This is a genomic window from Marinobacter alexandrii, from assembly GCA_039984955.1.
In the GTDB taxonomy this organism is placed as follows: Bacteria; Bacteroidota; Bacteroidia; order Cytophagales; family Cyclobacteriaceae; genus Ekhidna.
Genome location: JBDWTN010000005.1, coordinates 490,469 through 516,085 on the forward strand (window position 1 = coordinate 490,469; position 25,617 = coordinate 516,085).

Consider the following 25,617-nt stretch of genomic DNA (forward strand, 5'->3'; position numbering starts at 1 on the left):
ACTGGTTCAGCTTTCTTTCACTAAAACACCATGCGCAACGAATGTGATAGCATCTCGCATGGACTCATCGTATTCTTTGCCTCCATCTTCAGCGTAGTGCTTAGCTACGTCTTCATCTAGCATTTCTTTATTGGCTATTCCTTCGATGATGACTTCCCTTCCACTAATATCTTTTGGAACAAAAAAACCATAGTCTTTAAAGGTAACTCGAATACTCGCTCCAACATCATTTTTAAGTACCATCCAACAACCTTTCATCTGGCAGACTTCTTCTATTGTACCTCTCACCTTGAAATCTGCCTCTTGATCATTCACCTGATCAAGAAAAGCATTTGTCGTAATAGCTCCATTGGATGAAATCTCTTCTCCATGGTTAGAAAATTTCTCTGCAGGCCCTGTGCATGCAACAGCTAATATGATCAATAGAAACTTCTTCATAATTCAATTCTTTTTAGCAAAGATAAACAACCACTTTTTTACTAATAAATTTTACGTAGATAAAAATTTTTATTACATATAACTGTCTTATATCCAATTGTTTATCATACCAAAAATAATTTAAAATAAATTCATAGTAGTTATGTGTCATTTAATTTTTTTTGTATATATTTGTGTTATCATTAAAACCTAAATAGAGTCATGAAAAGAAAATTAATCGCAGCATTCGTCGTAATAGGAGCATTAGCATTAACCTCGTGTCAAGAGGATACAGCCATGGAAGAGCTTCTTCAGGATACAACACTTAATTCCGTAGATAATGGAACAGGAAATGGTGGAAGTGGTGGAAATGGTGGAAGTGGAAGTGGAAGTGGAACTGGGGGTTAAACACTCTTTACGGGTGATACCTTCCACTTAGAGGAGATATTTGAACTTGTTGTCGAAGTTCTATCAAAACACCGTGAAATAATCGGTGTTTTTTTTTATCATTGTTGGTAGAAACAGTTATTGGGAATGAAGCAAACGCTTAATCTATTCTTTTTACTTATTAGCCTACTAGCATTTGGTTCTTCTACTACTAAAGAAGAACTAAAATCTATTAATGGTTTAATAGAAAATAATATAGATACAGCACTTATTCTTTCTAAAAGAATACTTGAAAGGTCTTATACAAATGATGATTCTTACGGAATCGTAAAAGGAAATCTTTTTCTGGGCTATATCCACGAAAAACAACAAGACTATGTGAAAGCTGTACTTTACTACTTAGAAGGCATCAGACAGGCAGACAAACTATCCTATGAGAATATAGAGAGAGATAAAATTCAAATTCGAAAAAACCTAGCAAACGTTTTTCGTCAATTTGAAGCAAATCGATTAGCTACTAAATATAACCTTGAAGCCATTGACCTAGCCATAAATCACGATTTCTCTAATTATATTATTGATCTTAAATATAATCAGGCGCTTGTTTATCAAAAAAACAAACAGTATCATGAATCATCTCAATTTATGTTGGAAATTCTTCCAATGATTGAGCATGAAGGGTATAAAAGTGAAATCATTAACCAAATTGGATTAGTCTATCTAGAAAGTAAAGAATATCAAAAGGCTGAAGAGTACTTCAATCAGCTAATAAATATACCTTATGAAGTAAGACTATTTAAGGCCAAAGCACTGCATAACCTTGGAGAAATAAACTATGAAACTGGTAATATTGATAAATCCATTGACCATTTAAGACAGTCAATTAAAATAATGACTTCAATTGAAGGTGTAGATAATTACAGCATTTTTCTCTCTTTCAGAAACATTGGAAGATATCTTTTTGAAGTTGGGAATGTCGATGAAGCTGAGGAATTCCTCATAAAAGCAGAGCAAATAGCTGAATATGCTGAATGGGATGCCAGTAGTTTTGAAATATATAAAACACTTTCTTCGTTAAATTATTCTATAGGAAACGATAACCTAGGCAAAGAATATAGTGATCTGTATTTTTCAAAAATTCAAGATTACTTAAAAACACAAGATGATCTCCAAAAGAAAGAAAAAGAAATCAACTTTGATCTAGTTGCTAAAACTTATCATGATGAGATTGCTCAACAGGAACGCATTGCTGATATCTTATTCTATTCTAAACTAATTTCTTTCAGTTTACTCACACTCCTCATACTAGTCGTTGCATTCAATAGATATCAGAAAGTAAGACTTAGAAAAAGTATCCTTGAGGACTTATTGGAACTGAAAATAGTAGAATAAGCAAACGGTTAAGCTTCATTCTTCCTTCCTTGTCTCTCAGTGTTTCTAGCTTCCCCTCCAGTCTTTCATTCAACAGGATTAACCATACAATGATATTGTATAGATCGTAATCTAAAGACTAGAGATTTAGAAAGAATATTCTAAGAGGTTTTTTTAGCTAAGAAAGCCGGATGGGTATTACACTTTCAATTTTAACTTCTCCCTCAATACATCCAACATTCCTTCCTGTCGTTCATTCAACAGGATAAGCTTGTTCTTCTGTTCGATGGATTCATCCATGAGAAATGTTACTAATTCCTCCAGCTCTAACACTTCATGCGACTCAGGTTGCGCTAGTCTCATTCGAACAAATAGTTCTCTGATTCTTGCTTGAAGATTAACATGTGTAGGAGCAATTTCTTGAGATGTGACAATGTCATCATTCCACATCGATCCCTCTCCCTTAATCAACCATTCGGCATTTAGCTTATCGTAAGCTTGTAGAATTTTGAGGATAAGATCGAAACTTGGTTTACTTCTTCGACCCTTTATGATATTGAAGATAACCGTAACGCTTACAGACAAACTGTCTGAAAAAGAAGTAGGGTTCATATCTAAAACCCGAATTAGCTTATGGATACGATCGTTTATCATGTGATAAAAATAATCAATTAGTTGTAAATAAAAAAAGAAGGGCCACTTGACAGTAACCCTTCGTCATTAAGAACCAGCTATGGAAAATAGATACTCACTATCTATTGCTCCAAATTTATATGTATTTATGCTTCTAACAAAAATTTTTGATGATTTTTTATCAAATGATAATACAAAAGAGTTATTTTAGATAAACAATCAACTGGGCACTTTGATAATAAGCTTCCCAAAAGAGTCTCTGGATTCCATAAAACGATGAGCTTTTGGTAGTTCATCGAAAGCAAAGACCTTACCTACTACGGGCTTCAGGTTGTGCTTATTGGTAAAAGAAGACAGTTCTTCCCATATGCCTGATGTCAATTCTTCATTGGCAGTTAAATAACCAATATGAGAGGCATATACCCCTTTACTTTCGGTTGCCATTTTCATCATGTTAACTTTTGGAGCATCCAGATAGGTTTTCACCCAGGAAATGGGATTCCATTTGACAAGGTTCATGCTTGCAAATCCGATGACGACCAACCTCCCAAAAGAATTTAGTAGTTTCATACTTTTTTTAAACACATCACCTCCTACCGTTTCCAACACACAATCAACTTGCCCTCCATCTTTCATTATCTCTTCGTAAAAATCTGTTGTTCTATAATTAATAGGCTTTCCTCCTAGCTTTCTAATTAATTCCAGCTTGTCCTCTTTACTTGCTGTGCCATAGACCTCACATTTAAGAGCAGTCCCAATTTGTACAGCAGCTGTCCCCAACCCACCTGCAGCGGCTTGGATCAAAATACGTTCCCCCTCTTCTACTCTGCACAATTTTTTCAATGCCACCCAGGCAGTCATAAAACTCACCAGGTAAGCAGCATTTTCCTCTGGCGTAAAAGAAGAGAATGCCGGAAAACATAAGTGTTCTGGTGCGCAGGCATACTCTGCGTACGATCCATACTGCTGTCCTACGATAACTTTATCTCCAACATTAAATCGTTTAATGTCAATACCTACCTCGACGACCTCTCCATAGCATTCCATACCCATGGTATATGGTTTTTTAGGAGCCCAGCTATACTGGCCTTTTCTTGATAAAATTTCAGCGTAGTTAATCCCAATGGTTTCAACCTTCACCTTCACTTCGTTTGATTTTGGCGTAGGTTCAGAAATTTCTGTCATTTTTAAAATCTCTGGTTTGCCTGTTCTACGTAGTTGATATGCTTTCATTCGTAACTTGTATGACGTTTCAAGTGATTAATAATGGTCTGGCAATTTAATGTTTTAACTTCACCGATATAACTATTTTAATAATGAAAGAGACCTATTATAATAAGGAAGACCTTAAGAAATTCGGGCAAATTACTGAATGGCAAAAAGAACTAGGAGATAAGTTTTTTGATTATTACGGTAGTGTATTTAAAGAAGGAGCACTGACAGAACGAGAGAAATCTCTAATTGCTCTAGCTGTTTCTCATGCAGTGCAATGCCCATATTGTATTGAAGCATATACGTCTGATTTGTTAAAGAAGGGTGTTGACGAGGAACAAATGATGGAAGCTGTGCACGTTACTGCAGCAATAAAAAGTGGAGCAGCCTTGGTTCATGGTGTACAGATGATGAATCAGGTAAACGATAAATTAATGTAAGGATGCTAAAATCTTTAAAAAAACAAAATCACAAACTTTCTTCACCGGAGGGACAAATTGAAGTATTGGATGATGCGGAAGCCATTAACATCCCTGCATTTAAAGACAAGATTTCGGACATAGGTCTATTACCTCTGAAGCCTACAAGCATTGAGATCTTTCAAGTCAATGTAGGCAAAATGTGCAATCAGGTATGTGCACATTGTCATGTAGATGCTGGTCCTGACAGAAAAGAGATTATGACCCAAGAAACCATGCAGCAATGTTTGGATGCCATTCGGGACACTGATATAAAAACTGTTGACCTTACGGGTGGCGCACCTGAAATGAATCCAAGCTTCAGATGGTTTGTTGAAGAGCTCTCAGCAATGGGTAAGCAAGTAATCGTGCGATGTAATCTTACAATCATTCTTGCCAATCCAAAGTATAATGACTTACCTGAATTCTTCAAAAAGCACAACGTTAATGTAGTATCAAGCCTTCCCTACTTTACTGCGAAGAGAACTGATGCTCAGCGTGGAGACGGTGTTTTTGACAAATCCATCAAAGCTCTGCAAATGCTAAATGCCGTAGGATATGGAAAGAAAGGAACCGGGCTGAAGTTAGATCTGGTTTACAATCCTGCTGGTGCTTTCTTACCCGGAGATCAAGGTACGCTTTTAGATCAGTTTACCAAAAAACTATTAGAGTATGACATTGAGTTCAATGAGCTCTTTGCCATTACCAATTTGCCTGTAAGTCGATTCTTAGAGTATTTGGTAAAGACAGAAAAGTACGAAGATTACATGAATGAACTTGTGAATGCCTTTAACCCTATGGCTGCTCAAGGTGTGATGTGTAGAAACACTTTAAGTGTAAGTTGGGATGGGTATCTGTATGACTGTGATTTCAATCAAATGCTGGAATTGAAAGTCAATGCTCCTAGTCATATTCAAGAATTTGACATTGACGCATTGACCAAAAGAGAGATCATTCTAAATCAACATTGCTATGGGTGCACAGCTGGGGCTGGTTCCAGTTGTGGTGGTACTACAGCCTAATATTCAGATCTATCATGCGTGAAATCAGAATTGGAGGTGTTCCTGAACACTACAACTTACCTATCCATCTAGCCATAGAAAATGGGCTCTTTGAAAAGGAAGGCATCCGAATCAAATGGACAGATTTTCCAGGTGGTACTGGCGATATGAAGGAGGCCCTGAGAAATAATGAAAGTGACCTTTGCATCTTATTGACAGAAGGAATAGTTACTGATATTCTAAATGGCAATCCATCAAAAATTGTAAGTGGCTATGTTAAAACCTCTCTTACCTGGGGTATTCACACGCAAGCGCAAAGCTCTATAACAGACGCTGCGAACATTTTTGATAAAAGCATAGCTATTAGTCGATTTGGATCCGGCTCACACCTGATGCCTATTGTGAATGCCATGATGAGTGATCAAAGCATAGATGCTGGTCAGTTTGTAGAAATAGGAAATATAGATGGAGCCATTTCTTCGTTAAATGAGGGGGCTACAGAAATTTTCTATTGGGAAAAATTTACAACTAAGCCTTATCTGGAGAAAGGGCGGCTAAAAAGAATAGGTGAGTTTATTTCTCCATGGCCCTGCTTTATGATTGCAGCTACGAATAATATCATTGAAAAAGATGCCGAGCTGATCAATAAAGTCTTAAAGATCATTCATAAAGGCAATAGCCTATTTATGGAGCTGAAAAATGCTCTAAACATAGTTTCTAAAAGGTATGACCTTGACACGAAGGACGCAGCAAGATGGTATCATGCAACAGAATGGTCCGTAAATGGATGGGTAAGTAACAAAATGCTTGAAGGAGTACTTTATTCGCTGAAGGAGGCTTCAATTGTTCCGGAAGTGGCCACCACTGAAGGTATTATTTGGAAACAAAATGAACGTAAATAAAAAGCCCCCATCAATTAAGACAAAGGCTTTTGTAGTCACGAGTTGGTATTCGTGTATATATATATGAAGAGAGATTAATTTTGATTTTCGATCAAATAAGATGTGAAGCTCTGTCCGTTGATCTTCGTGTACTTAGCGTCCACATCATCGCGTACATCTAACCCTGCAATATCGAAATCGCCACGAGCTTTCATGTATTTAATATTCCAGGATTCTTTAAAAGTTGCATTCTTAAAGCTGGCCCCTTCATCAAATTCAGCATACTTAAATGTGGCATCATCTTCAAATTTCACTTCTGAGAAATCCGCTTTTTCATCAAATTCAGCATATTTAAAAGTGGTTTCTCTTTGAAACTCAGATCCTGAAAAGTCTGCTTTTCCGTCAAAGTCAGAGTATTTGAACATTGAGTTTCTTTGGAAATTACAGTTTTGGAAAATAACATCTTTATCAAAGTCAGCAGTAAATGTGTATCCTGATCTTTCGTCATGGATATATGCCAAAACATCTTCTTCGAAAGTACAATTCTTAAAAGAGACATTCACACCAATAGATTCTTCTACAGTATTGCTTCCTCCATTATTCCACCACTTTGACTTCCTTGGTAAGTCAGGCATTTTTTCTGCCATGTAGGTAAAATCCAGTTCACCAACGATTGTTGCATTTTCGTAAGAGATAGATTTTCCTTCTCGTATATCTTCCATTATCTGAGAAGCACTAACAGAAGTTTGAGCAAATCCACGAATGACAAAGATGCCAAATAGCAAAAGCATTGCGATTCGTAGTTTAGTTGAGAGTGATTCTGATATTTCCATGTCTTTAATTTTCAGGTGTTGTACTTATTAGATGCAGCTTTGAAGAAAAAGTTGCATCACAATAGAAATACTTCTAAAAAACTTAATAGTTACATTCCTCCCGGAGATCGGTTAAAACCTCGGGTTCAATGGCAATAGAAATTAGTATGAATGAAGTGATTGCTTAAAAATCCCAAAGGCGAGGGACACTCGCCTTTGGGTTGGTGTGGTCAGTAATACATAGATTAAAGATCCAATCTAACCACCTACAATGACTTAGTTCTTAATCTAAGCCATATTTAAGTTATTCAAAATCAACATCAATCCAAAGAAGAATATTGATTAAATAAAAAACCCTTATCGTGAGATAAGGGCTTGGTATACTTAGTGATAAGTATGAAGAGGTTCTTTATGTGGGCAATGTTTCCTATTAAAATGTATCTGCGTATGCCCAGAGGACAAACATCGTAATGAGTATAATCATACTCAAGCGTATTTTGATAGTTGATGATTTTGATAGTTCCAAGGCGATTATGTTTTCTAAGTTTTTATAGTTGTGATATGAGTACAAAGAAAACACAGTTTTGGTTATCGATTATCGATTCAAAATGAATTATATATTAATATTTTGAGTGTTCATCGAAATAATCAATTAACAACAGTCAATCAAGGTTGATGAAACAGAATAAAATTTTGATTTGATAATTCTCATGAGCTTGCGAGTCTTTCAATCTATTGAAATAGTAAACTAAAGTTCGCTTATTGACAATTAGTGCCGGAGATATTGATAATGCCGGAAATAGCCTAGACATATTAGTCACTAATTCTGACTGAATAAACTATTGCTATATCAAGGAGCCGAAATCAATTCAAGAGAAAAGCCCCTGCCCTAAGGGACAGAGGCTTTATCATCAACCTAACCTAACTAACTCAACTATGTTCATTTAAAAATCATGCTATCTCTAGTATGACAATAAGGATGCCAGTATTTCTTAAAAAATGTTAATTACCACTCATCGTATTTTAACTATTCGACGAGTGGATTCTTAACTTGAAGTTTTTCAGTTAACTTCTATTTCATAACCAGTTTTTTTTGTCACTAACGTCTGAAAATCGATTTAACTTAATCTTATTAAAGTTTAAGGAACCTCTGGAAAAGAGATACATGCTCAACCGGATGGATCAGGATATCTATGGCTTCAAACTGATGTTTGGCACTCTACTCTTGGTCAACCCACTCCTTATATTTCTCGACATATCCAGGTTTGAAGATCCCTACAATTCCATTGGTGTCAGGTTTTCACTCGAGGTTATTTTGATTATTATTTTCATCTCAAGTCACCGGATAAAGGGTGGCGATATCTTACGATATCAATCACTTTTCTTTCTTTCATCTACAGCTGTTTATCTTTTTCTTCTTGCCGCTGACTATATCCTCAAGGAGGATATATATGCTTTGTTCATTCCAAATGTTACAACCATTACGGTCATCATCAATGCTTCATTTATTGGATTGAGGTTCAGGCATTCAATCCTTATAAATGTCTTAATGCTAACGCTATATACTGTGTATGCTTATACGCTATCAAGTCAAGTAGCACACCAAGGTCAGGTAGTCTATATGTTTGTTTTTTACATAATTGCAACTATACTCAGCTATTTATTTGAGCGTAAAAACAGGGAATTATTTCTAAAGAATGAGGAAATTGAAGAGAAGACTGGGACGATTCTTATCAAAAACATCAAACTTCAAAGAGAAAATGACATCAAAGATTCGTTGATATCCATTCTGTCTCATGATGTAAAAGGACCGCTAACGACTTTAGAGTCATTATTAAAGTTGAAAGAAGATAAATTAATGAGCGATGCAGAATTATTTGCTCATTTTGATAGACTTAGCTCCACAGTAGGTAAAATACGTCAATTCACTGAGCGAACTATTCTATGGGTAAAATCCCAGATGGATGGATTTAAGGTCACCAAAAAACCTACGAAGATATTCACCTTAATTTCAGATATCATCGGCCTTTTATCAAATGAAGTGGAGGGCAAACAAATAGCCATCGAAAATCAAATATCTAAGGATACGCTACTTGACGTTGACGCTGAGATGTTTTCCATCGTAATCAGAAACCTCCTGAACAATGCTGTTAAATTCAGCAACGCTCATTCTACTGTTACCATTGAAGACTCTAAGACATATAATTCTTACCGTATTCATGTACGAGACAATGGTGTAGGTGTTCCTGAATCGAAAAAATCTTCCATTTTCACCCTGGATGAGCTTGTTACTGAAGGAACGAAAAAAGAAAAAGGAACAGGACTTGGATTATCCTTATGCTATAACATAATGAAGAAGCTTGATGGACAATTAACTTTCGTATCAGAGGAGAATGAAGGATCTACTTTCACCATGATCTTTCCGACCAACACATGATTATCGTTCGCAGATTCCTTTAAAATCACAGAACGTACATTTCTTCAAGTCCTCCGTTTGATCAAAGGATTGGTCCTTACTGAAAATTTCTTCTAGCAGTTCCTTCATTTTATCCTCGAACGGAGGAAGGAAAGCTCTTGAATCAGCAATTGGATTACCATTGGTTTTGAGTCGGTAATCAAAATCTGATTGGAAGAATTGCTTGATATTGATTAACCCTGGAACGATGGCATTGTCTTGTCCATACTTAGAGGCATAAAGCCATGCATAAAAAAAGGTTTGATAACCAGCCTTCCGACCAGCTTGATATTTATAGTACACATCCGGATTGAAGATGTTATCAAATGAGCCAATCTCCGTTTCATCTCTTCCGGTTTTGTAATCAATAACTCGAACAGTATCGTCTTTTTTGTCCACCCGATCGATATCAGCCCCAAGTTTCACATTGATCTTGCTTTCATTTGGATTGATTTCAATAAATCGTTCGTACTTGTCTTCAGCTTCAAGGCTTACAATCTCGAAAGGCACATATTTCTTATCCATCTCGATTAGCTGTTTCACAAACTTTCGAATAATCTCAGCCATCACGACATTTCGATCTTTGAATTCGAAACGTTTCTTTCCCTTCATTCCAAACTCTGCTTTAAATGCCTTCTCCATTGCCCCATCTATAGAGCTTTCCATGCGGAAGAAATCATTCTCATCTATGATTCGTGATCCTTTCTCATTCATGGTATCCAAATAGAGATACTCTAAGGTTCTGTGTAAGGCATTTCCAAAATGACGTGCATCCAGGTGGTCACTCATCTCATCTCCTGAGAAAAGTCTCAATACATAGCGGAAATAAAATTTTAATCTACAATCCAAATAGATGTTTAGCGCTGAAGCGGATAATCTTCGTTGATCCATTTCAGGAACTCCATCTGTGTAAATAGCAAGCTTATCCAATACCTCTTGAGAGGTATCAATGGAAATAGATTTGATCTCGTTCACCTGGATTGAATTGCTTAGCTTTTTACGTCTCACATCCAGCCCACTTTCCAATTCTATTTGACGAATAAACCGGCTGACTTCTCCACTCATGCCGAAATCTGCATACATATTGTAGTAGAATGAAAGCTGTTGAGAGTGCTGGAATAGTCTGTAAAACAAGTAAGCATAGATGGAGTCTTGCGTCTCGAACGTAGGCAGATCAAATGCTTTTCGAATACGATATGGTATAAAAGAACCTACTTTCTGAGAAGCAGGAAAGATGTCTTCATTCATGTTAAGCATTAGTAAATGCTTGAAATCCAAGTTTCGTGTCTCCAATACCCCCATCACCTGCAGTCCTACAACTGGCTCCCCTGTAAATGGAATCTTGACAGATCTTGTAGCTTTTCTAAAAAGACTTTTAAACGTCTTGCTATCTATAGCTGTCGTTTGCATCTCCAGAATCTCATTCAGCCTAGACAATAGCTGCTGAAAGTGGTACAGGTATTCTCGCTCAAGTCCAAAACGCTCCACCACTTGATCTCCAAGTACAGAGATAATTTCTTGTAAGTACACAGCAAGGCTGTTCTTTTCTCCTACTTGCCTAAAGATCGTATTGAGTACCGTAGATTGTATTCCTTGAATCTCTTTTTGGAAAACCCGTATTTGGTTTTTCTTTTTGATCTCACTAATCAACTTATCCAATGGGTTCTTGTCTTCTTTGTAGAGATACGGATGGCTGAGAATATCAATCGTTGGCTTATGATAAAATGAAAGTCCGTTTTCTGGTGAAAGACTTGCATGCTCCTGCAACTCAATAGCAGCCTCCAGTAATCCAAACAAAGGCGTATCCTTGAGTGGGTAACCCATGGTTACATTCAGCTTGTCTATTCTATCAGGAATAGCATTCAATACTGGGAAGAGCATATAGTCTTGAGGAAGCACAATGACAATCTCTTCCTTCTTGGCTCCTTCTTCCATCAGTCGATCAACCTCCTCTCCTATTAATTTGGCTTGTCCTACTTCAAGTGAAACACCGGTGACTTCTACTTCTTTAGGTTTTGCTATTTTATTTGGAAGCGGATTAGGAAAGCTTGTACCAAGTATTGGATCTTTTGCATACTTACGCAAAAAATCACCAGCTTCCTGATTGGTATCAGACACGTAGTAGGTGTCAATATCCCATAAAACTTCTGCATTGAACTTAGAGATAAAGTGCTTGATCAACGATTCCTCGGCTGGAGTCAATGCATTGAATCCTGCAAAGATAAGAGGCTTGCTTTCGTCATAGTTGATGACATCCAAGTTATCTACCAGATCTCGATAAACATGAGAAGCATAGCCAATTCCTTGTTTTCTGATTCGCTCTTTGAAAGTGGTGTAAACAGGCATTAGAATACGCCACGTCTCCACAAATTGTTCCTGTGTTCTCGTCGCAGTAGGTAAAAATTCTTGCCAGAACTTCTTGATTATTTTCTCTTGTTCTTCATCCAAGAAATAAAAGTCTTCAGCCAACTGACGATCATCTTTGACATAAGTGAACAGTTGCTCTGGGCTGACCAGATAATGATCCACTTCTTCAAAATCCTTTAGAAGCATTTCCCCCCAGAAGTAAAACGACTCAAAACCCTCTGCCTGTGCCTGATGAATTTTGAAAGATTCAAACAACTCAAAAATAAGTGTTAGTGGATCTGTCTTCCTGGTATCTGAAAAGGTGAAAAGGAAATCTTCCAAACTCAATGTAGCAGGCGACCAAACAGGTTTATCTACTTTCTGAGAAAGGTGTTTCTTCAAGAATAGTCCAGCTCTTCTATTGGGGAATACGACCGTACAATCACCTAAATGATCTTGATGATGTGAAAGTAAATGATCGGCTACTTGGAAGAGGAAGGACATGTAGCAAGGTTAGTGAATTCACTAAAATTTAATGCTTGAAAATATGCTTTTCCTTTTAATAGGTCGTTTTAAGTTTTCGGAAAAAATGAAAGATGCCGGAATAAATTCAGCAAAGGCAACTTTCCCACACTTGTTGCGGGATCTTCGACAGTGATTGATTCAAGTCTCATAATAAGATCACTCTAATCTATTTAGATCAATGACTTTTTAAATTCAATCTTTAAGAACTTTAGATTTACAAACTGGGATTATTGATTTATAAATCTTAACGGAAGATGCCGGAATAAATCCGGCAAGTTAGGGTTCAAACGGAAACTGATCACTTAAATCGTTCCATTCAGAATTAATGGAGTCTACCAAGTTTCTTTTCCATTCTCTCTTATATCGTTTCACTTGATTTTCTCTATGACGAGCTTCATCAGCATCTTCATACTCTTCATAATAAAGCAAAATATTACAGTTGTATCTCGCCGTGAATCCTGGAAATAATTTATTCTTATGTTCATACATTCTTCTTCCTAAATCATCCGTAAAGCCAGTATAAAAAACTGTCCTACCATGATTGGTCAATATGTATACATAATAGATGTTCATTCTTATTTGAAAATGCTGGAACAAGTCCGGCAAGTGTACTTCCTGTCCCGCACTTGTTGCGGGATCTTCCATTTAGTATAATTAATACAGATTGCATCTAATCTAAAGATCCCGGAATAAATCCTGGAGGTTAAATCTCTCTTACCTCCCCACTTCCCAAATACAATAAATATCCTTCTGTACGATAACCCATCTCGGTGAGTAGTTGAGTGTATTCTTTAAGCTGCTTATTATCCTGAGACTTAGGCAAGCCACTTTTAAAATCTATTACCGTTGCTTTGTTTCCGTCAATCACTACACGATCCATTCGCTTCACTTCTCCATCTTTTGGAAGCACCACTACTTCAGTCTTCACTTCTCCCTTTCCATTGAACCAAGATTTAATAGTCTCATCTTTCCAAAGATTGGTGATTAGTGTTTCATAACGCTTACGATCTTCTTTCGTAATCTGCATGCTTCGTTCATAACGATCGAGCACATCTTTCGTATCCTCATGATGGATGATCTCAGACAAGATTTGATGTAGAAGAATTCCTTCATTTCGGCTTTTCTCTACTTCATCATCATAATACGCCTTACCTGTTTTTCTTACTTGCAGTTTATTGCTCCATTTATTGGACGTGTAGTTCTCTAACTTGATCATCTCATCAGTAGACTCTCTATGCTTGATTGGAATACTACCAACACTAAAAACTTTCTGCTCTTCACTCCATCCATCAATTGCGTTTCGTTCAAAGAAACTCCATAGCAGTTTACTCGCGTTACTATACATCTTCTCTTTCTTGCTTGGCGGTGGCTCACAAAAAACAAACAGTCCATTTTCTGCTCGAGTAAAGGCCACATACAAAACGTTTAAGCTCTCCAAGTGCCACTTGGCAAACTCCTTTTGATAGCTCTCTACGAACTTGGTATTCTCTAATTCCGATTTGTAATCCACTGGCAGGTTTTCTCCTTCATTGTAAGGAGATTGATACCATACTGGCTTAGAACGACTATTCATATCAAAATTGCAAAATGGGACAAAGACAATAGGATATTGGAGTCCTTTGGATTTGTGTGATGTGATGACCTCAACAGCATCGAGAGCTCCTGTTAGCTGTACTGATCGTTTCTTTCCATTATCCTCCCACCACTCAATAAATAAGCGGAGGTCTGAGCGATTGTTTTTCGTGTATTCTAACACAGCATCTTGAAATGCCTGCAGATAAACAAACTCTGACTCAAGTGTATTTAATTCAAATGTGCGGATCAATACTTCTACCAACTCAAGGATCGGGAGATGAAGCAAATGCTGCTTGTATTTCGTGAAACTAGAAGGCAACCCTCCATACCCAAGTTTAGAGAAATCAGTATGATTCGAAAAGTCACGCTGTTTGATGGTTTTCTGATAGCGATAGGTAAGATCGGCCTGAATGCTGATATCATTTGAATTGATTAAATGCCGAAAAGCCGAAAGTAGCAACTGAACAACAGCAGCATTCTCCAGTAACATTCCTTCTGCAGAAATTACTTCTATCTGTGTATCATTCATACGACGATAATCCAATACATAGTTCACAATATCAGTCGCTTCCCGGTTTGATCGAACCAGAACGGCCATGTCATTCAACTTATGACCCTCTTTCAAAAGAGATTCCATAGTCTGGACAGTTCGATCCATGGCATCCTTTTTCCATTCGCTCTTCTCAGACTCCAGGAATTCTACTCTTACCAACCCTTCCAGATCTTTATTCTTCTCAGCTACCTTCTGTTCTGAGCCTTCATAGGTTTTCACAATCAATCGACCTTCATCATCAGAGATAGAATCTCCCATCTCTTCGCACATGATTTGGGGCAATGAATTGAAAAGCTGATTATTGAACGTAACCACATTCTTGGCACTTCTATAATTGGTGCTTTTGGTTGGATCAATAGCAGTTTGAGAGATCTCTTTTTGAACAGCTTCCAGTAACAACGTAGGATCTCCTCCTCTCCAACCATAGATAGATTGCTTCGCGTCTCCCACAATAACATTCTCATGACCATTGGCCAAACTCTCCTCTAGCAACGGACGAAAGTTATTCCATTGAAATTGAGAGGTGTCTTGAAACTCATCTATCAAAAAGTGCGAATACCATGTACCTACTTTCTCATAGATAAATGGAGATCCGCTATCGTCAATAATCTGCGAAAGAAAATCCGGTAAATCTGAAATCATGATCACTTCTTCTTCGCGCTTATATTCTTGAAGCTTTTGTGACAGGTCTGTCATCAGGCCAAGTGTATATAAGTGCTTCAGAACAGCATTAGCTGTGTAATAATCCGATCTACTCTTTTCTATGTACGCTATGGCTTCATTCATCAATGGATTGAAAGAAGTTCCAGCTATATGAATGATTTGATCTTTAAGCTTGCTTGATTTTGAGGTCCAGTTTTCCGGATCATTTCTCGCTGCTTCTACCCTCTTAGTCAATAGGCTATCGTATTCTTTTCGTTGAAGCTTAGGAAAGAAACCTCCCGGGCCTGCTGCTTTGTACATTAAGTCGTCCATCGAAAGGCCGGCCCCTTGCAATGCCTCATTAAACCGTTCAGCAATTTCAATCAGATGATTCTCAAAGATTTTCTTTGTCTTGATTAATTCCCCTTTCAGGTTTTTTATCTTTTTCTTTACTTGTTCATCTGCAAATTGATCTTGAGGTAGTTTCTTAAACTCTTCTTGAAATAATTGCTTAGCCAGTTTACTTACCTGTCCTTTTGTCTCATATCCTTCTCCATCAGACAGCCCTTCCATAGAGAACTCTACCAGCCAATCCCGTAATTGCTTATTATTCTCCACCCCTTCATACACTGTAGATGTAATAAACTCGGCAACTTTATCAGTATCTAACTCTATGCCGAAGCTTCCTTGCAAACCAATTTCCCGCGAAAATGAACGGATTACCCGATGAAAGAAAGTATCAATGGTTGTTATATTGAAGTAACTATAATGATGCAGCAGGTGCGTCAGTGATTCGTTGGCAGCTTTTATGATTTGTTCTTTTGGCTTGTTAAGATCCTTTTCAAAGGTTGAAATTAATTCATGCTCTCCCTTGGCTATGTTGATCAGAAATTCTAGAACGCGCTCTTTCATCTCTTCCGCCGCTCTATTCGTAAAGGTTACTGCCAGTATTTTTTGATAGTATTCCTTGGAGCGAAGTGCCAACTTCAAATATTCCTTAGCGAGTGTGTAGGTTTTTCCTGAACCTGCAGATGATCGATAGATGGTAAGCGACATGTTACGAAAATAGTTTGAAGCTGCATCTATGCCTTCAAAAGACCTCATTAGTTATCCACAAATAGGGCTATTCGTCATTTAAATAGCGTTACTCATCTAATATGAATCCTAATATTACCTGAATGTTAACAAAAGATTATCTAAATTTTGCTAATTACGTAATGTTTAGGTAACATTACAATACGATTTAGGTAATACTTAGGAAACATTAAAGAGAAGGAGATTATGAAAAAGCAATTATTGGCACTTACAATGACACTTTTTGTGCTTGGAGCACTAGCAAATAATGGTAACGATAAAGCAGAGAGTCCTAAGCCTGTTAACTATAAAGAAGTAATCTCAAAAATTGAATATCCTAAAGTATGTAAGGAAAAAGGTATTGAAGGGCAAGTAATTGTTACACTTAAAATTGATGAAACGGGTAAAGTAATCAATCATGAGTTCGAGTCTTATCCTTGCTCTGACCTAAGAGATGCTGTAAAAGACATTTTACCAAAATTGAATTTCACTCCTGCAAAAAATAAAAATGGAGAGGCTGTAGTCGGCAAAATAGCTGTACCAGTCAACTTCAAACTTACTATCTGATTTAAATCAGATCAATTTGTAAGCCGCTTCGATCTAAGTCGAAGCGGTTTTTTTATGTCTAACCTTCTTATATTATTTACGTTTAGGGTTTTTATTATTTAATTTACATTTAGAAATTTAATAATCCTTGGGACATGAAAGAATATCAGTTAGGAGAATTTGAAGAGGTTGTACTGCTTACTGTAGCCATTTTACATGAGGATGCTTATGGGGTGTCTATCAAAGAAGATATAGAATCAAGGCTTGAGCGGAGTGTTAGTGTTAGCGCATTGCAAACTGCGCTCCGTAGAATGGAAAAGAAGGGGTATCTAAAATCTGAATTCGGAGAAGCTACTGCTATCCGTGGTGGAAAACGAAAGCGATACTTCAAGGTGACCAAAACAGGAAAAGCTGCTCTGGATCATTCGAAAGAAACCAAGATGAAACTATGGTCTGCAATGCCAGACGTATCATATGAATTCTCAAAAGCATGGATAAGCAACGGTCTTCTCCCCCTTCCTGGGCTACAAGATTCTTAGCATGGTTCCTCAAGGAGGACTACTATGAAGATGTGCAGGGCGATTTAGAAGAGGAATTTCAACTCAAGGCACAAGGACTAAACATTGCTCGCGCAAAGCAATGGTATGCATGGCAGATTATTAGGCTTTTCAAGCCAAGTATGATTAAAGAAATAGAAGCTCAAAACTCAATAGAAAAAGAAACGACTATGTTTAAAAACTACTTTAAAATTGGACTAAGAAACCTTTGGAAGTACAAATCCAGCACAGTTATCAATATCATCGGGTTATCAACAGGTATTGCTGCATTTGTGCTCATTGCACTTTTTGTAAAAGATGAAGTTAGCTATGATCGTCACCATGAATATGCTGAAGATATTTATCGAGTAACAGTAAAAAACTATACGAATGACGGAGACATGAGCAGGCAATGGGCTTTTGCTTCTGCTGGGCATGCTACCAGACTAAAAGATGACTATTCCGAGATCACTCATGCTACCAGGTTTTTCCCATGGGCGTTTCCTGACATCCAGTATAAAGAGCAAGAATTTTTAAGTGAGCAAGTTGTTTTTTGTGACCCAGACGCCTTTGATATTTTCACTTTTGAGTTTATAGAGGGGAGTGCCGAAACTGCTTTTCCTGATATATATTCGTTGGTTTTAACCAGATCCAAGGCTGTCAAAATTTTTGGTACAGATTGGCAAGAACAGGGAATTATAGGAGAAACTGTCACACTTTCCAGAGATGGAAATGAAGCTCCATTTAAAGTAACGGGCGTCATGGAAGACATGCCCGATCAACAGCATTTCCACTTCGATTACTTAGCCCCTATTCGATTTGTAGAAATGATCTTTGGTGAGGATGCCGCATCTAATGTGGGCGGCAATTACAATTGGCTTACGTACATTAGGACAAATTCAGGATCCAATATTCCAAACTTAACGAAAGATGTAAATGATGGATTTTGGGATAAGTACATGGGACAGTTTAGCTCTGGTAGAGAAGCCAGAGATTTTTATGATTTTGAATTTCAGCCACTATTAGATATTCACTTAACATCTAACCTAGAAGGTGAATTTGAAACTAATGGATCTCTTGAGCAGATTTACATTTTTAGTGTGATTGGCATACTTCTACTGCTAGTTGCTTGTGTTAATTATATGAACATTGCTACCTCTCATTATTCAAGAAGGATGAAGGAAGTGGGTGTACGTAAAGTAATTGGAGCCTTTAAATCTTCATTGGTCAAACAGTTTTTATCAGAATCCCTACTGGTGGTCCTTGTTTCTATCCCACTGGCAATCATATTAATCATTTTGGCTCTACCCTATCTGAATGAATTCGTTGAGAAGGAGTTGATTTTCAATCCATTCATACAAACTGATCTACTCCTTGGGCTAATCATCCTCATGATTTTAGTCAGCAGCATGGCTGGGCTTTACCCAGCACTGTTTCTTTCAAAGATCAACCTCGTTCAGGCACTAAAGGGAGAACAATCAATGAATGCAGGCAAATGGAATTTTCGCTCATTCTTAGTTACATTTCAATATATTGTAACGATTGGTCTCATCTTCGCGATTGGTGTCATAGAGAGCCAAATGAGCTTCATTAGAAATTCAGATCCGGGCTTTGATCGCGAACAAATGGTGAGTTTATCCTTACCTCGAGGGGATTATAGTAATGAGACTTTAAGAAATGAATTGCTAAAGCATCCTAATATTGAAAAAGCAGCTTTTTCCTCCCGGATACCTACAGGAAGGTTAATGGATAATTGGGGTTCACGTTTTTTTAAAGGGGATTCTGCCATTTCAACCAATTTTAGACTGCCGGTAGTTACCGTTGATAAGTACTTTCTTGATGCGTACGGAATAGACCTACTGGCGGGTGAAAATTTTAGAGAGGGAATGGAAACCAATCTTCAGGATGATACTGTTGTGACAGGTTATTATGTCATTAACAATGCCGCCACAGTAGCTTTGGGCTTTAATGATCCCAATGAAATAGTTGGCAAAAAACTAGGATATGGGCCTTCAGAAGGTAGAATCATTGGAGTCATGGAAGATTTTCATTTTGAAGCCTTATACAATCCTATCGTTCCAACGTTATTTCTGGTTCGTGATGGATATAGAAGAGTGAGCCTGAAATTGAATCTCGAAAACATCAGAGAGTCATTGGATCACATTGAAAATGTATATGCTCAATTTGACGCAGAAACCGATCCTAACTATAGATTTGTAGATGACCTATTCAATGAGCAATATCAACAGGAGGAACGTCTTGGAAGCATGATAAAGGTATTCGCAGCTATAGCCATCCTGATTGGCTGCCTGGGATTAATAGGAATGGTAGGTTTCATTATTGAGACCAAGATTAAAGAGATTGGTGTAAGAAAAGTTTTAGGTGCTTCATCAGGAAATATCTGGATAATCATTAGCAATAGATTTCTTGTCTTAATTGTAATTGCATTTTTATTAGGTCTACCCCTCGCCTATTGGTTCATGAATGACTGGCTGGAGAATTTCGTCTATCGAACTTCGGTTTCAGTTGTTTTGATCGTCATGCCTGTAATTATCGCAGTAATTTTGACTCTGCTCGCCATCGCATATCAAACTTTGAGAGCAACACGAGTGAACCCTATTGAATGTTTGAAAGATGAATAAGAATAATCACTTATAGCTGAAAGCCATCTGTATATAGCAGATGGCTTTTTTTATTTGCTCAATCGCAATAACTTCAACCCATGATTGATAAAGTAGTATCAAATGCCGAAGAAGCACTTAAAGGGGTAAAAGATAACATGACCTTGATGCTCGGTGGTTTTGGACTGTGCGGTATCCCTGAAAATTCCATCACCGCCTTGGTTAAATTAAACGTGAAAGGGCTTACCTGTATTTCTAATAATGCAGGCGTAGACGATTTCGGGCTGGGGTTATTACTTCAGAAGAAACAGATTAAGAAAATGATTTCTTCTTATGTAGGAGAGAATGCTGAGTTTGAGCGGCAAATGCTCAGTGGTGAATTGGAGGTAGATCTTATTCCTCAAGGATCATTAGCTGAAAGATGTAGAGCTGGTGGTGCGGGCATACCTGCTTTTTTTACTCCGGCAGGCTATGGAACTGAAGTGGCGGAAGGCAAGGAAGTGAGAGAGTTTAATGGAAAACCTCATATACTTGAATCAGCACTTACTGCTGATTTTGCAATTGTAAAAGCATGGAGAGGTGATCGAGCTGGAAACCTTATATTCAAAGGAACCGCACGAAATTTCAACCCTCCTATGGCAATGGCTGGTAAAATTACCATAGCTGAGGTGGAAGAATTAGTAGAGCCCGGAGAACTAGATCCAAATTTCATTCATACTCCAGGGATTTTTGTGCAAAGAATATTCCAAGGTGATATATACGAAAAACGAATCGAGCAGAGAACTACACGATGAGTCGATTTGAAGATGAGAAATGACAAAGAAAATTTAATTATTGCTCTGAGTTTTCAATTTGCTTTGAAGATTATTGAATTATCAGAGAAGTTAGAAGAAGGTAGGAAATTTGTGATTTCCAGACAAATTCTAAAATCCGGAACATCTATCGGAGCAAATGTAAGAGAAGCGCAGAATGCTGAAAGCAGGGCAGATTTTATCCATAAGTTAAAAATTGCAGCGAAAGAAGCTGACGAAACAGGGTATTGGTTACTGCTTTGTGAGGAATCAGATAATTACCCAAATACAGAAGAACTAAGAGTTGATTTATCATCCATCATAAAAGTGCTTTCCAAAATCATAGGATCATCTAGCAGAAACGGCGTTAAATCATCAAATCAAATAATTTCCAAATCATCAAATTGATATGTTAGATAAAAATGGAATAGCTAAAAGAATCGCACAAGAACTTCAAGACAGATGGTATGTCAACTTAGGAATTGGTATTCCCACACTTGTGGCAAACTACATACCTGAAAAAATCGATGTAGAATTTCAATCGGAAAATGGACTGCTAGGTATGGGGCCCTTCCCTACCGAAGAAGAAGTCGATGCTGACCTGATTAATGCTGGTAAGCAAACGGTCACTACTCTTCCTGGAGCTTCTATATTTGATTCTTCAACCTCATTTGCCATGATCAGAGGACAACATGTCCAACTCACTGTACTTGGTGCTATGGAAGTAGCGGACAATGGAGATATTGCTAACTGGAAGATACCTGGCAAGATGGTCAAAGGCATGGGTGGCGCGATGGATCTTGTAGCGTCTGCAGAAAATATCATTGTGGCTATGATGCATACTAACCGAGCTGGGGAGTCTAAGCTCTTACCTGAATGCACACTTCCTATTACCGGTGTACAATGCGTAAAAAAGGTCGTGACCAACTTAGCTGTACTTGATATAACTCCGGAAGGTTTTAAGCTTCTGGAAAGAGCTCCAGGTATATCTGTAGACGAAATCAAAAATGCAACTTCAGGAAGATTAGTAGTAGAGGGTGATATTCCCGAAATGAATATTTAAAAACTTCACGGAGCTCAGTTCACTTAACTTTGAGTTTATGAATGTAGGCACTTACCAGACACTTGAAGTAGATCGCATAACCTCTCCAGGTGCCTTTCTTACGGACGGAGAAACAGATGTATTGCTTCCTACAAAATACATTCCTCGTGGCACTCAAGAAGGTGATGAATTAAAGGTATTTATCTATCGTGATTCGGAAGATCGTATCATTTGCACTACCCAGACACCTTATGCCCAAGTCAATGAATTTGCCTTTCTAAAAGTAAAAGATGCAGGGGCTGTAGGGGCATTCTTAGATTGGGGGATAGACAAGGATTTATTGGTTCCTTTCCGTGAACAAAAAAATAAGCTTCAAAGAGGTCACTGGTGTCTTGTATACCTCTTCCTTGATGAAAAAACAGATCGCCTGGCCGCTACAGCCAAAGTTGCTAAATACTTTAAGCCTGAGATAACTGTAGAAGATGGTGAAGAGGTTGATTTGCTTATTGCTAACACAACAGACCTTGGAGTAAATGTAGTCATCAATAATAGCCATCGTGGGTTGATATATGAAAATGATTTATTCCATGATGTACTTGAAGGAGATCGTATTAAAGGATACATCAAGGCGCTGCGGGAGGATGGAAAAATAGATGTTAGTCTGAGAAAGGAAGGATTAGAAAATCTGGAAATTGGAGCACAGCAAATTCTCGATGAATTGAAAAAAAATGAAGGGCATCTTGCTTTACACGATAAAAGTGACCCTGATGAAATACAATCGATTCTTCAGATGAGTAAGAAAAACTTTAAACGTTCTGTGGGCATATTATATAAGAAGAGGCTTATAACCATTGAATCAGATGGAATTAATCTCGCTTAGTGCTAAATTTTGTCTTCGTTAAGCCAGATGCAAAACTTAATTCATGTTTTCATTTTTGTAGGTTCCCTCCAAGCATACTTTTTTAGTTTACTAGTCGCGCTCAAGAAAAATAGATCTAAATCCGATTGGTTGCTATTGGCTCTTTTGATGGCCATGGGAACGAATCAACTTCTCCACTACTTAAGATGGGAAGGTTACTTAGAGCTATACATTCCTCAGTTATTAAGAGTAAGGTTCATATTTCCAGCTTTCATTGGTCCTCTCTTTTATCTATTCATGATATCATTGACTGGTAAAGTCCAGCGAAACAAATACAACATCATGTTACTGAGTCCTGGAATAATCAATTTTGTACTATTACTTCCCTATCTACTTCTTTCAGCAGAAATAAAGAACGAATTACGATTCCAGGATTTTGCACCAGTTAATTATTATACACACTACTTTGTTTCCAGAGCATCTCTTCTCTTTTTTTCAATTTTAGCTTTCTTAGAATTGAATAAACCAACGAATCAAAAATTATCATGGCTAAGGAAGATTGCTCTGGCAATGACAATCAATGCCTCAATTTTAGTCATCATTAATCTTATTGATTTTCTGTTTTATGAAATCACGAGCTACTATTTCATAAATATTGTAAATACTGTTATGATATTCGTTATAGGATATTTTGCCATCAGTCATGGGACAGTATTTCTAGGAAAAATAGAAAAAGATTTTGCTTCAAAATATGAAAAGTCAAGTCTATCAAAAGAAATGGCTAATGAGATTCTATATCAAATGGACATTTTAATGAACGATGAGCATTGGTATCTTAAGCAGAATGTTTCACAAGATGAAATAGCTAAGAAGTTGAGTACAAATACTAATCATATTTCTCAAGCGCTAAATCAAGTACGAAAGCAAAAATTCTCAGAATACGTCAACCAGTTTAGAATTGATGCAGTTAAAGACAGGATTGCAGATAAAGCACATGAACAATTTACATTACTTGCTATTGCACAAGAATGCGGATTTGGATCAAAGGCCTCTTTCAATACATTATTTAAAAAACACACTGGACAAACACCTTCTGAGTATATCAAGTCCATTGGTTCAATCTTACAGGAATAGGCGATTCTGAGATTTTGACTGATTTATTTTGAAAGTAAAAAAATGAGAATTAAAACAATCTTGTTCTTACTAATATTTTCAGGGTTCGAGACAGAATGTCAGCAGATATGCGACAAGCATCTTAGTAGAGAAGAGGCTTTAGTTGATTTAAATGAATTCAAAAACTTAATTCACGATAATTCATCTTACTATAGAATATCAGAATATGATATTGATTATGATATTTTATCTCTTGAAAAGTATCTCAAAAATCAAAGTAAGGTTTCTCTATGTTCTTTTTCTGACTCTCTCTCTAGAATTCTAGGTGAAATGGGAGATAGACATTCATCCATAAGATTGGAATCAGAAAGGTTTCCTGAAGAGTACCTGCCCTTCGCGGTTGCTCCTTATCAAGATAGCTTAGTTCTAGCGCTAAGATTTAATAGAGATAAGAAAGAATACGAATTTTTGCTCGATTCTTTTCAAATACTTACTTCGATAAATCGGACATCAATACATGAAATATTAGAGTTGTCAGATTATAGAGACAAAAGAGCTCCTCAGTCTGCTCGATTCACTCAAAGAGTGAAGAATCTTAAAGACTTACCAGAGGTTCTTCATTATACAGGACTTCCTTATGGAAAAGAAAATTCCTTTACTTTCTCCAGTATTGATAAAGAATCTGATACTACCATCTTAATGCCACGCAACTATGTCAAAGCTATTTCCTGGTGGTTTCCGATGAACGGTAAGTTTATTGATGACTACAGAAATCAACGAAATGGAGCATATGATTCATTATTCCAACTGACAAACAGTAATGTTGGAATCATTGCTATACCTAGCATGATGGATCCCGAAGATGATCCAAACTATTTTTCATTGCTACATGAAAAGATGAATGAATTTTCTAACACAAAGGCATTAGTTATTGACGTTAGAGAAAATGGCGGGGGTTCAAGGCATTTGATAGATGTATTTTCCAAGTACTTCACCAATCCGGACTCTAAGCCTTGGGTGGCTAATGTGGCAGTCGCAAGAAAAAGAATTGATGTTTCTAGTAAAGAAATCACACAGAGATTGAATCGGAGGTTTTTGATTGCTATTGATTCTAACGCATGGAATGACGCGGAAAAGAATGCCCTAAAGAATTTCTATACCGCTTTTTCTTCACAAAGAACTTTTGATTCCACTCTCTTCGGAAAGCCTCATGCGATGGTTTTTACTTCAGGAAAAACATCTCCTTATTATTACTATGATAAACCCGTCTATATTCTTGCCAATGAAAGAACCTTTAGCGCAGCTAGTATTCTGGTAGCCTGTTTCAAAGGTTTTCCAGGTGTAACCATAGCGGGTGTAACAACAGACGGGTCGAGTGGACTATCCATTCGGAATTACTTAACGAATTCAAGAGTGCGAGTGAAAATTTCCACTATGCTCTCTTTTCAAAGAAATGGGGAAACTTTAGACACCAATGGTACCAAACCTGACTTGGAATTGAAAAGAGATAGGATGCAAGTCCTTGGACAAAGGGACACACAGCTAGAGAGCTTACTTCAACGAATAGGCAAATAAATTTGCCTTGTAAGAAGCAAATTCTCAAACCACAATATCGCCAAATCAACTATTAGAATTAGCAAATCTTTGTTTTCCAAAATTTTGAGAATAGTACCTACTGTGTTACATGCAGGTTTGGGTTCAGGAAGCTTATCGATGATATCTCGGATGAAGAGTTTTGAATTCTCTTTCCGAGTCTATACAGGATTG

At 37.3% G+C, this 25,617-nt stretch carries 22 protein-coding genes; 15 read left to right on the forward strand and 7 right to left on the reverse strand.

Going from position 1 to position 25,617, the window contains the following annotated elements:
* Positions 1–6 precede the first annotated feature (6 nt).
* Positions 7–438, reverse strand: a complete 432-nt coding sequence (locus tag ABJQ32_02925) for a DUF4920 domain-containing protein (protein MEP5288572.1) — start codon at positions 436–438, stop codon at positions 7–9.
* A gap of 201 nt (positions 439–639) precedes the next feature.
* On the opposite strand from ABJQ32_02925, the gene ABJQ32_02930 reads away from it, so the two are divergent.
* Positions 640–825 (forward strand): hypothetical protein, encoded by a 186-nt coding sequence (locus tag ABJQ32_02930; GenBank protein ID MEP5288573.1) that lies wholly within the window; start codon positions 640–642, stop codon positions 823–825.
* Between the two features lie 126 nt (positions 826–951).
* The gene (locus ABJQ32_02935) at positions 952–2,196 is read left to right on the forward strand and encodes a tetratricopeptide repeat protein (GenBank protein MEP5288574.1); all 1,245 of its coding nucleotides are present in this window, start codon (positions 952–954) and stop codon (positions 2,194–2,196) included.
* 177 nt (positions 2,197–2,373) lie between these two features.
* Here ABJQ32_02935 and ABJQ32_02940 read toward each other — a convergent pair whose 3' ends face one another.
* Positions 2,374–2,829 (reverse strand): hypothetical protein, encoded by a 456-nt coding sequence (locus ABJQ32_02940; protein MEP5288575.1) that lies wholly within the window; start codon positions 2,827–2,829, stop codon positions 2,374–2,376.
* Between the two features lie 198 nt (positions 2,830–3,027).
* Positions 3,028–4,041, reverse strand: a complete 1,014-nt coding sequence (locus tag ABJQ32_02945) for a zinc-binding dehydrogenase (protein MEP5288576.1) — start codon at positions 4,039–4,041, stop codon at positions 3,028–3,030.
* 83 nt (positions 4,042–4,124) lie between these two features.
* Here ABJQ32_02945 and ABJQ32_02950 point away from each other — a divergent pair, with 83 nt between their 5' ends.
* From ABJQ32_02950 to ABJQ32_02960, 3 genes are read left to right on the forward strand one after another with little or no spacing between them, the layout of a single operon-like run.
* A complete protein-coding gene (locus tag ABJQ32_02950) occupies positions 4,125–4,460 on the forward strand; it encodes an arsenosugar biosynthesis-associated peroxidase-like protein (protein MEP5288577.1) in 336 nt (111 codons plus the stop codon).
* A 2-nt stretch (positions 4,461–4,462) separates the two neighbouring features.
* Complete coding sequence (gene arsS, locus ABJQ32_02955; GenBank protein MEP5288578.1) at positions 4,463–5,500, forward strand: arsenosugar biosynthesis radical SAM (seleno)protein ArsS; 1,038 nt, start codon at positions 4,463–4,465, stop codon at positions 5,498–5,500.
* Between the two features lie 14 nt (positions 5,501–5,514).
* Positions 5,515–6,381 carry an ABC transporter substrate-binding protein gene (locus ABJQ32_02960; GenBank protein ID MEP5288579.1) on the forward strand — a complete coding sequence of 289 codons (867 nt, stop codon included), beginning with the start codon at positions 5,515–5,517 and terminating at the stop codon, positions 6,379–6,381.
* A gap of 74 nt (positions 6,382–6,455) precedes the next feature.
* Here ABJQ32_02960 and ABJQ32_02965 read toward each other — a convergent pair whose 3' ends face one another.
* Positions 6,456–7,193 (reverse strand): pentapeptide repeat-containing protein, encoded by a 738-nt coding sequence (locus tag ABJQ32_02965; GenBank protein ID MEP5288580.1) that lies wholly within the window; start codon positions 7,191–7,193, stop codon positions 6,456–6,458.
* 1,072 nt (positions 7,194–8,265) lie between these two features.
* Between ABJQ32_02965 and ABJQ32_02970 the strand changes: the two genes are divergently transcribed.
* Positions 8,266–9,609 (forward strand): HAMP domain-containing sensor histidine kinase, encoded by a 1,344-nt coding sequence (locus ABJQ32_02970; GenBank protein MEP5288581.1) that lies wholly within the window; start codon positions 8,266–8,268, stop codon positions 9,607–9,609.
* On the opposite strand, the gene ABJQ32_02975 is transcribed toward ABJQ32_02970, so the two are convergent.
* The 3 genes from ABJQ32_02975 to ABJQ32_02985 form a co-directional block, all read right to left on the reverse strand.
* A complete protein-coding gene (locus ABJQ32_02975) occupies positions 9,610–12,477 on the reverse strand; it encodes a PD-(D/E)XK nuclease family protein (protein ID MEP5288582.1) in 2,868 nt (955 codons plus the stop codon). It abuts the gene before it with no gap.
* A 297-nt stretch (positions 12,478–12,774) separates the two neighbouring features.
* The gene (locus tag ABJQ32_02980; GenBank protein ID MEP5288583.1) at positions 12,775–13,143 is read right to left on the reverse strand and encodes a GIY-YIG nuclease family protein; all 369 of its coding nucleotides are present in this window, start codon (positions 13,141–13,143) and stop codon (positions 12,775–12,777) included.
* Positions 13,144–13,201: 58 nt separating this feature from the next.
* A complete protein-coding gene (locus tag ABJQ32_02985) occupies positions 13,202–16,372 on the reverse strand; it encodes a UvrD-helicase domain-containing protein (GenBank protein MEP5288584.1) in 3,171 nt (1,056 codons plus the stop codon).
* Positions 16,373–16,549: 177 nt separating this feature from the next.
* Between ABJQ32_02985 and ABJQ32_02990 the strand changes: the two genes are divergently transcribed.
* From ABJQ32_02990 to ABJQ32_03030, 9 genes are all read left to right on the forward strand, one after another.
* A complete protein-coding gene (locus ABJQ32_02990) occupies positions 16,550–16,909 on the forward strand; it encodes an energy transducer TonB (GenBank protein MEP5288585.1) in 360 nt (119 codons plus the stop codon).
* A 134-nt stretch (positions 16,910–17,043) separates the two neighbouring features.
* Complete coding sequence (locus ABJQ32_02995) at positions 17,044–17,427, forward strand: helix-turn-helix transcriptional regulator (GenBank protein MEP5288586.1); 384 nt, start codon at positions 17,044–17,046, stop codon at positions 17,425–17,427.
* Positions 17,379–20,066, forward strand: a complete 2,688-nt coding sequence (locus ABJQ32_03000; protein MEP5288587.1) for an FtsX-like permease family protein — start codon at positions 17,379–17,381, stop codon at positions 20,064–20,066. Before ABJQ32_02995 ends, ABJQ32_03000 begins: the two co-directional genes overlap by 49 nt.
* 80 nt (positions 20,067–20,146) lie before the next feature.
* Positions 20,147–20,839: a CoA transferase subunit A gene (locus ABJQ32_03005; protein ID MEP5288588.1), complete on the forward strand. Its 693-nt coding sequence runs from the start codon at positions 20,147–20,149 to the stop codon at positions 20,837–20,839.
* A 12-nt stretch (positions 20,840–20,851) separates the two neighbouring features.
* The gene (locus ABJQ32_03010) at positions 20,852–21,244 is read left to right on the forward strand and encodes a four helix bundle protein (GenBank protein ID MEP5288589.1); all 393 of its coding nucleotides are present in this window, start codon (positions 20,852–20,854) and stop codon (positions 21,242–21,244) included.
* Between the two features lies 1 nt (position 21,245).
* Entirely contained in the window at positions 21,246–21,899 is a 654-nt protein-coding gene (locus ABJQ32_03015) for a 3-oxoacid CoA-transferase subunit B (GenBank protein ID MEP5288590.1), read from the forward strand.
* A gap of 37 nt (positions 21,900–21,936) precedes the next feature.
* Positions 21,937–22,758: a S1-like domain-containing RNA-binding protein gene (locus ABJQ32_03020; GenBank protein MEP5288591.1), complete on the forward strand. Its 822-nt coding sequence runs from the start codon at positions 21,937–21,939 to the stop codon at positions 22,756–22,758.
* Between the two features lie 27 nt (positions 22,759–22,785).
* On the forward strand, positions 22,786–23,871 hold the full coding sequence (locus ABJQ32_03025; GenBank protein MEP5288592.1) for a helix-turn-helix domain-containing protein: 1,086 nt from the start codon (positions 22,786–22,788) through the stop codon (positions 23,869–23,871).
* A gap of 42 nt (positions 23,872–23,913) precedes the next feature.
* Positions 23,914–25,425 carry a S41 family peptidase gene (locus tag ABJQ32_03030; GenBank protein ID MEP5288593.1) on the forward strand — a complete coding sequence of 504 codons (1,512 nt, stop codon included), beginning with the start codon at positions 23,914–23,916 and terminating at the stop codon, positions 25,423–25,425.
* Positions 25,426–25,617: the final 192 nt, after the last annotated feature.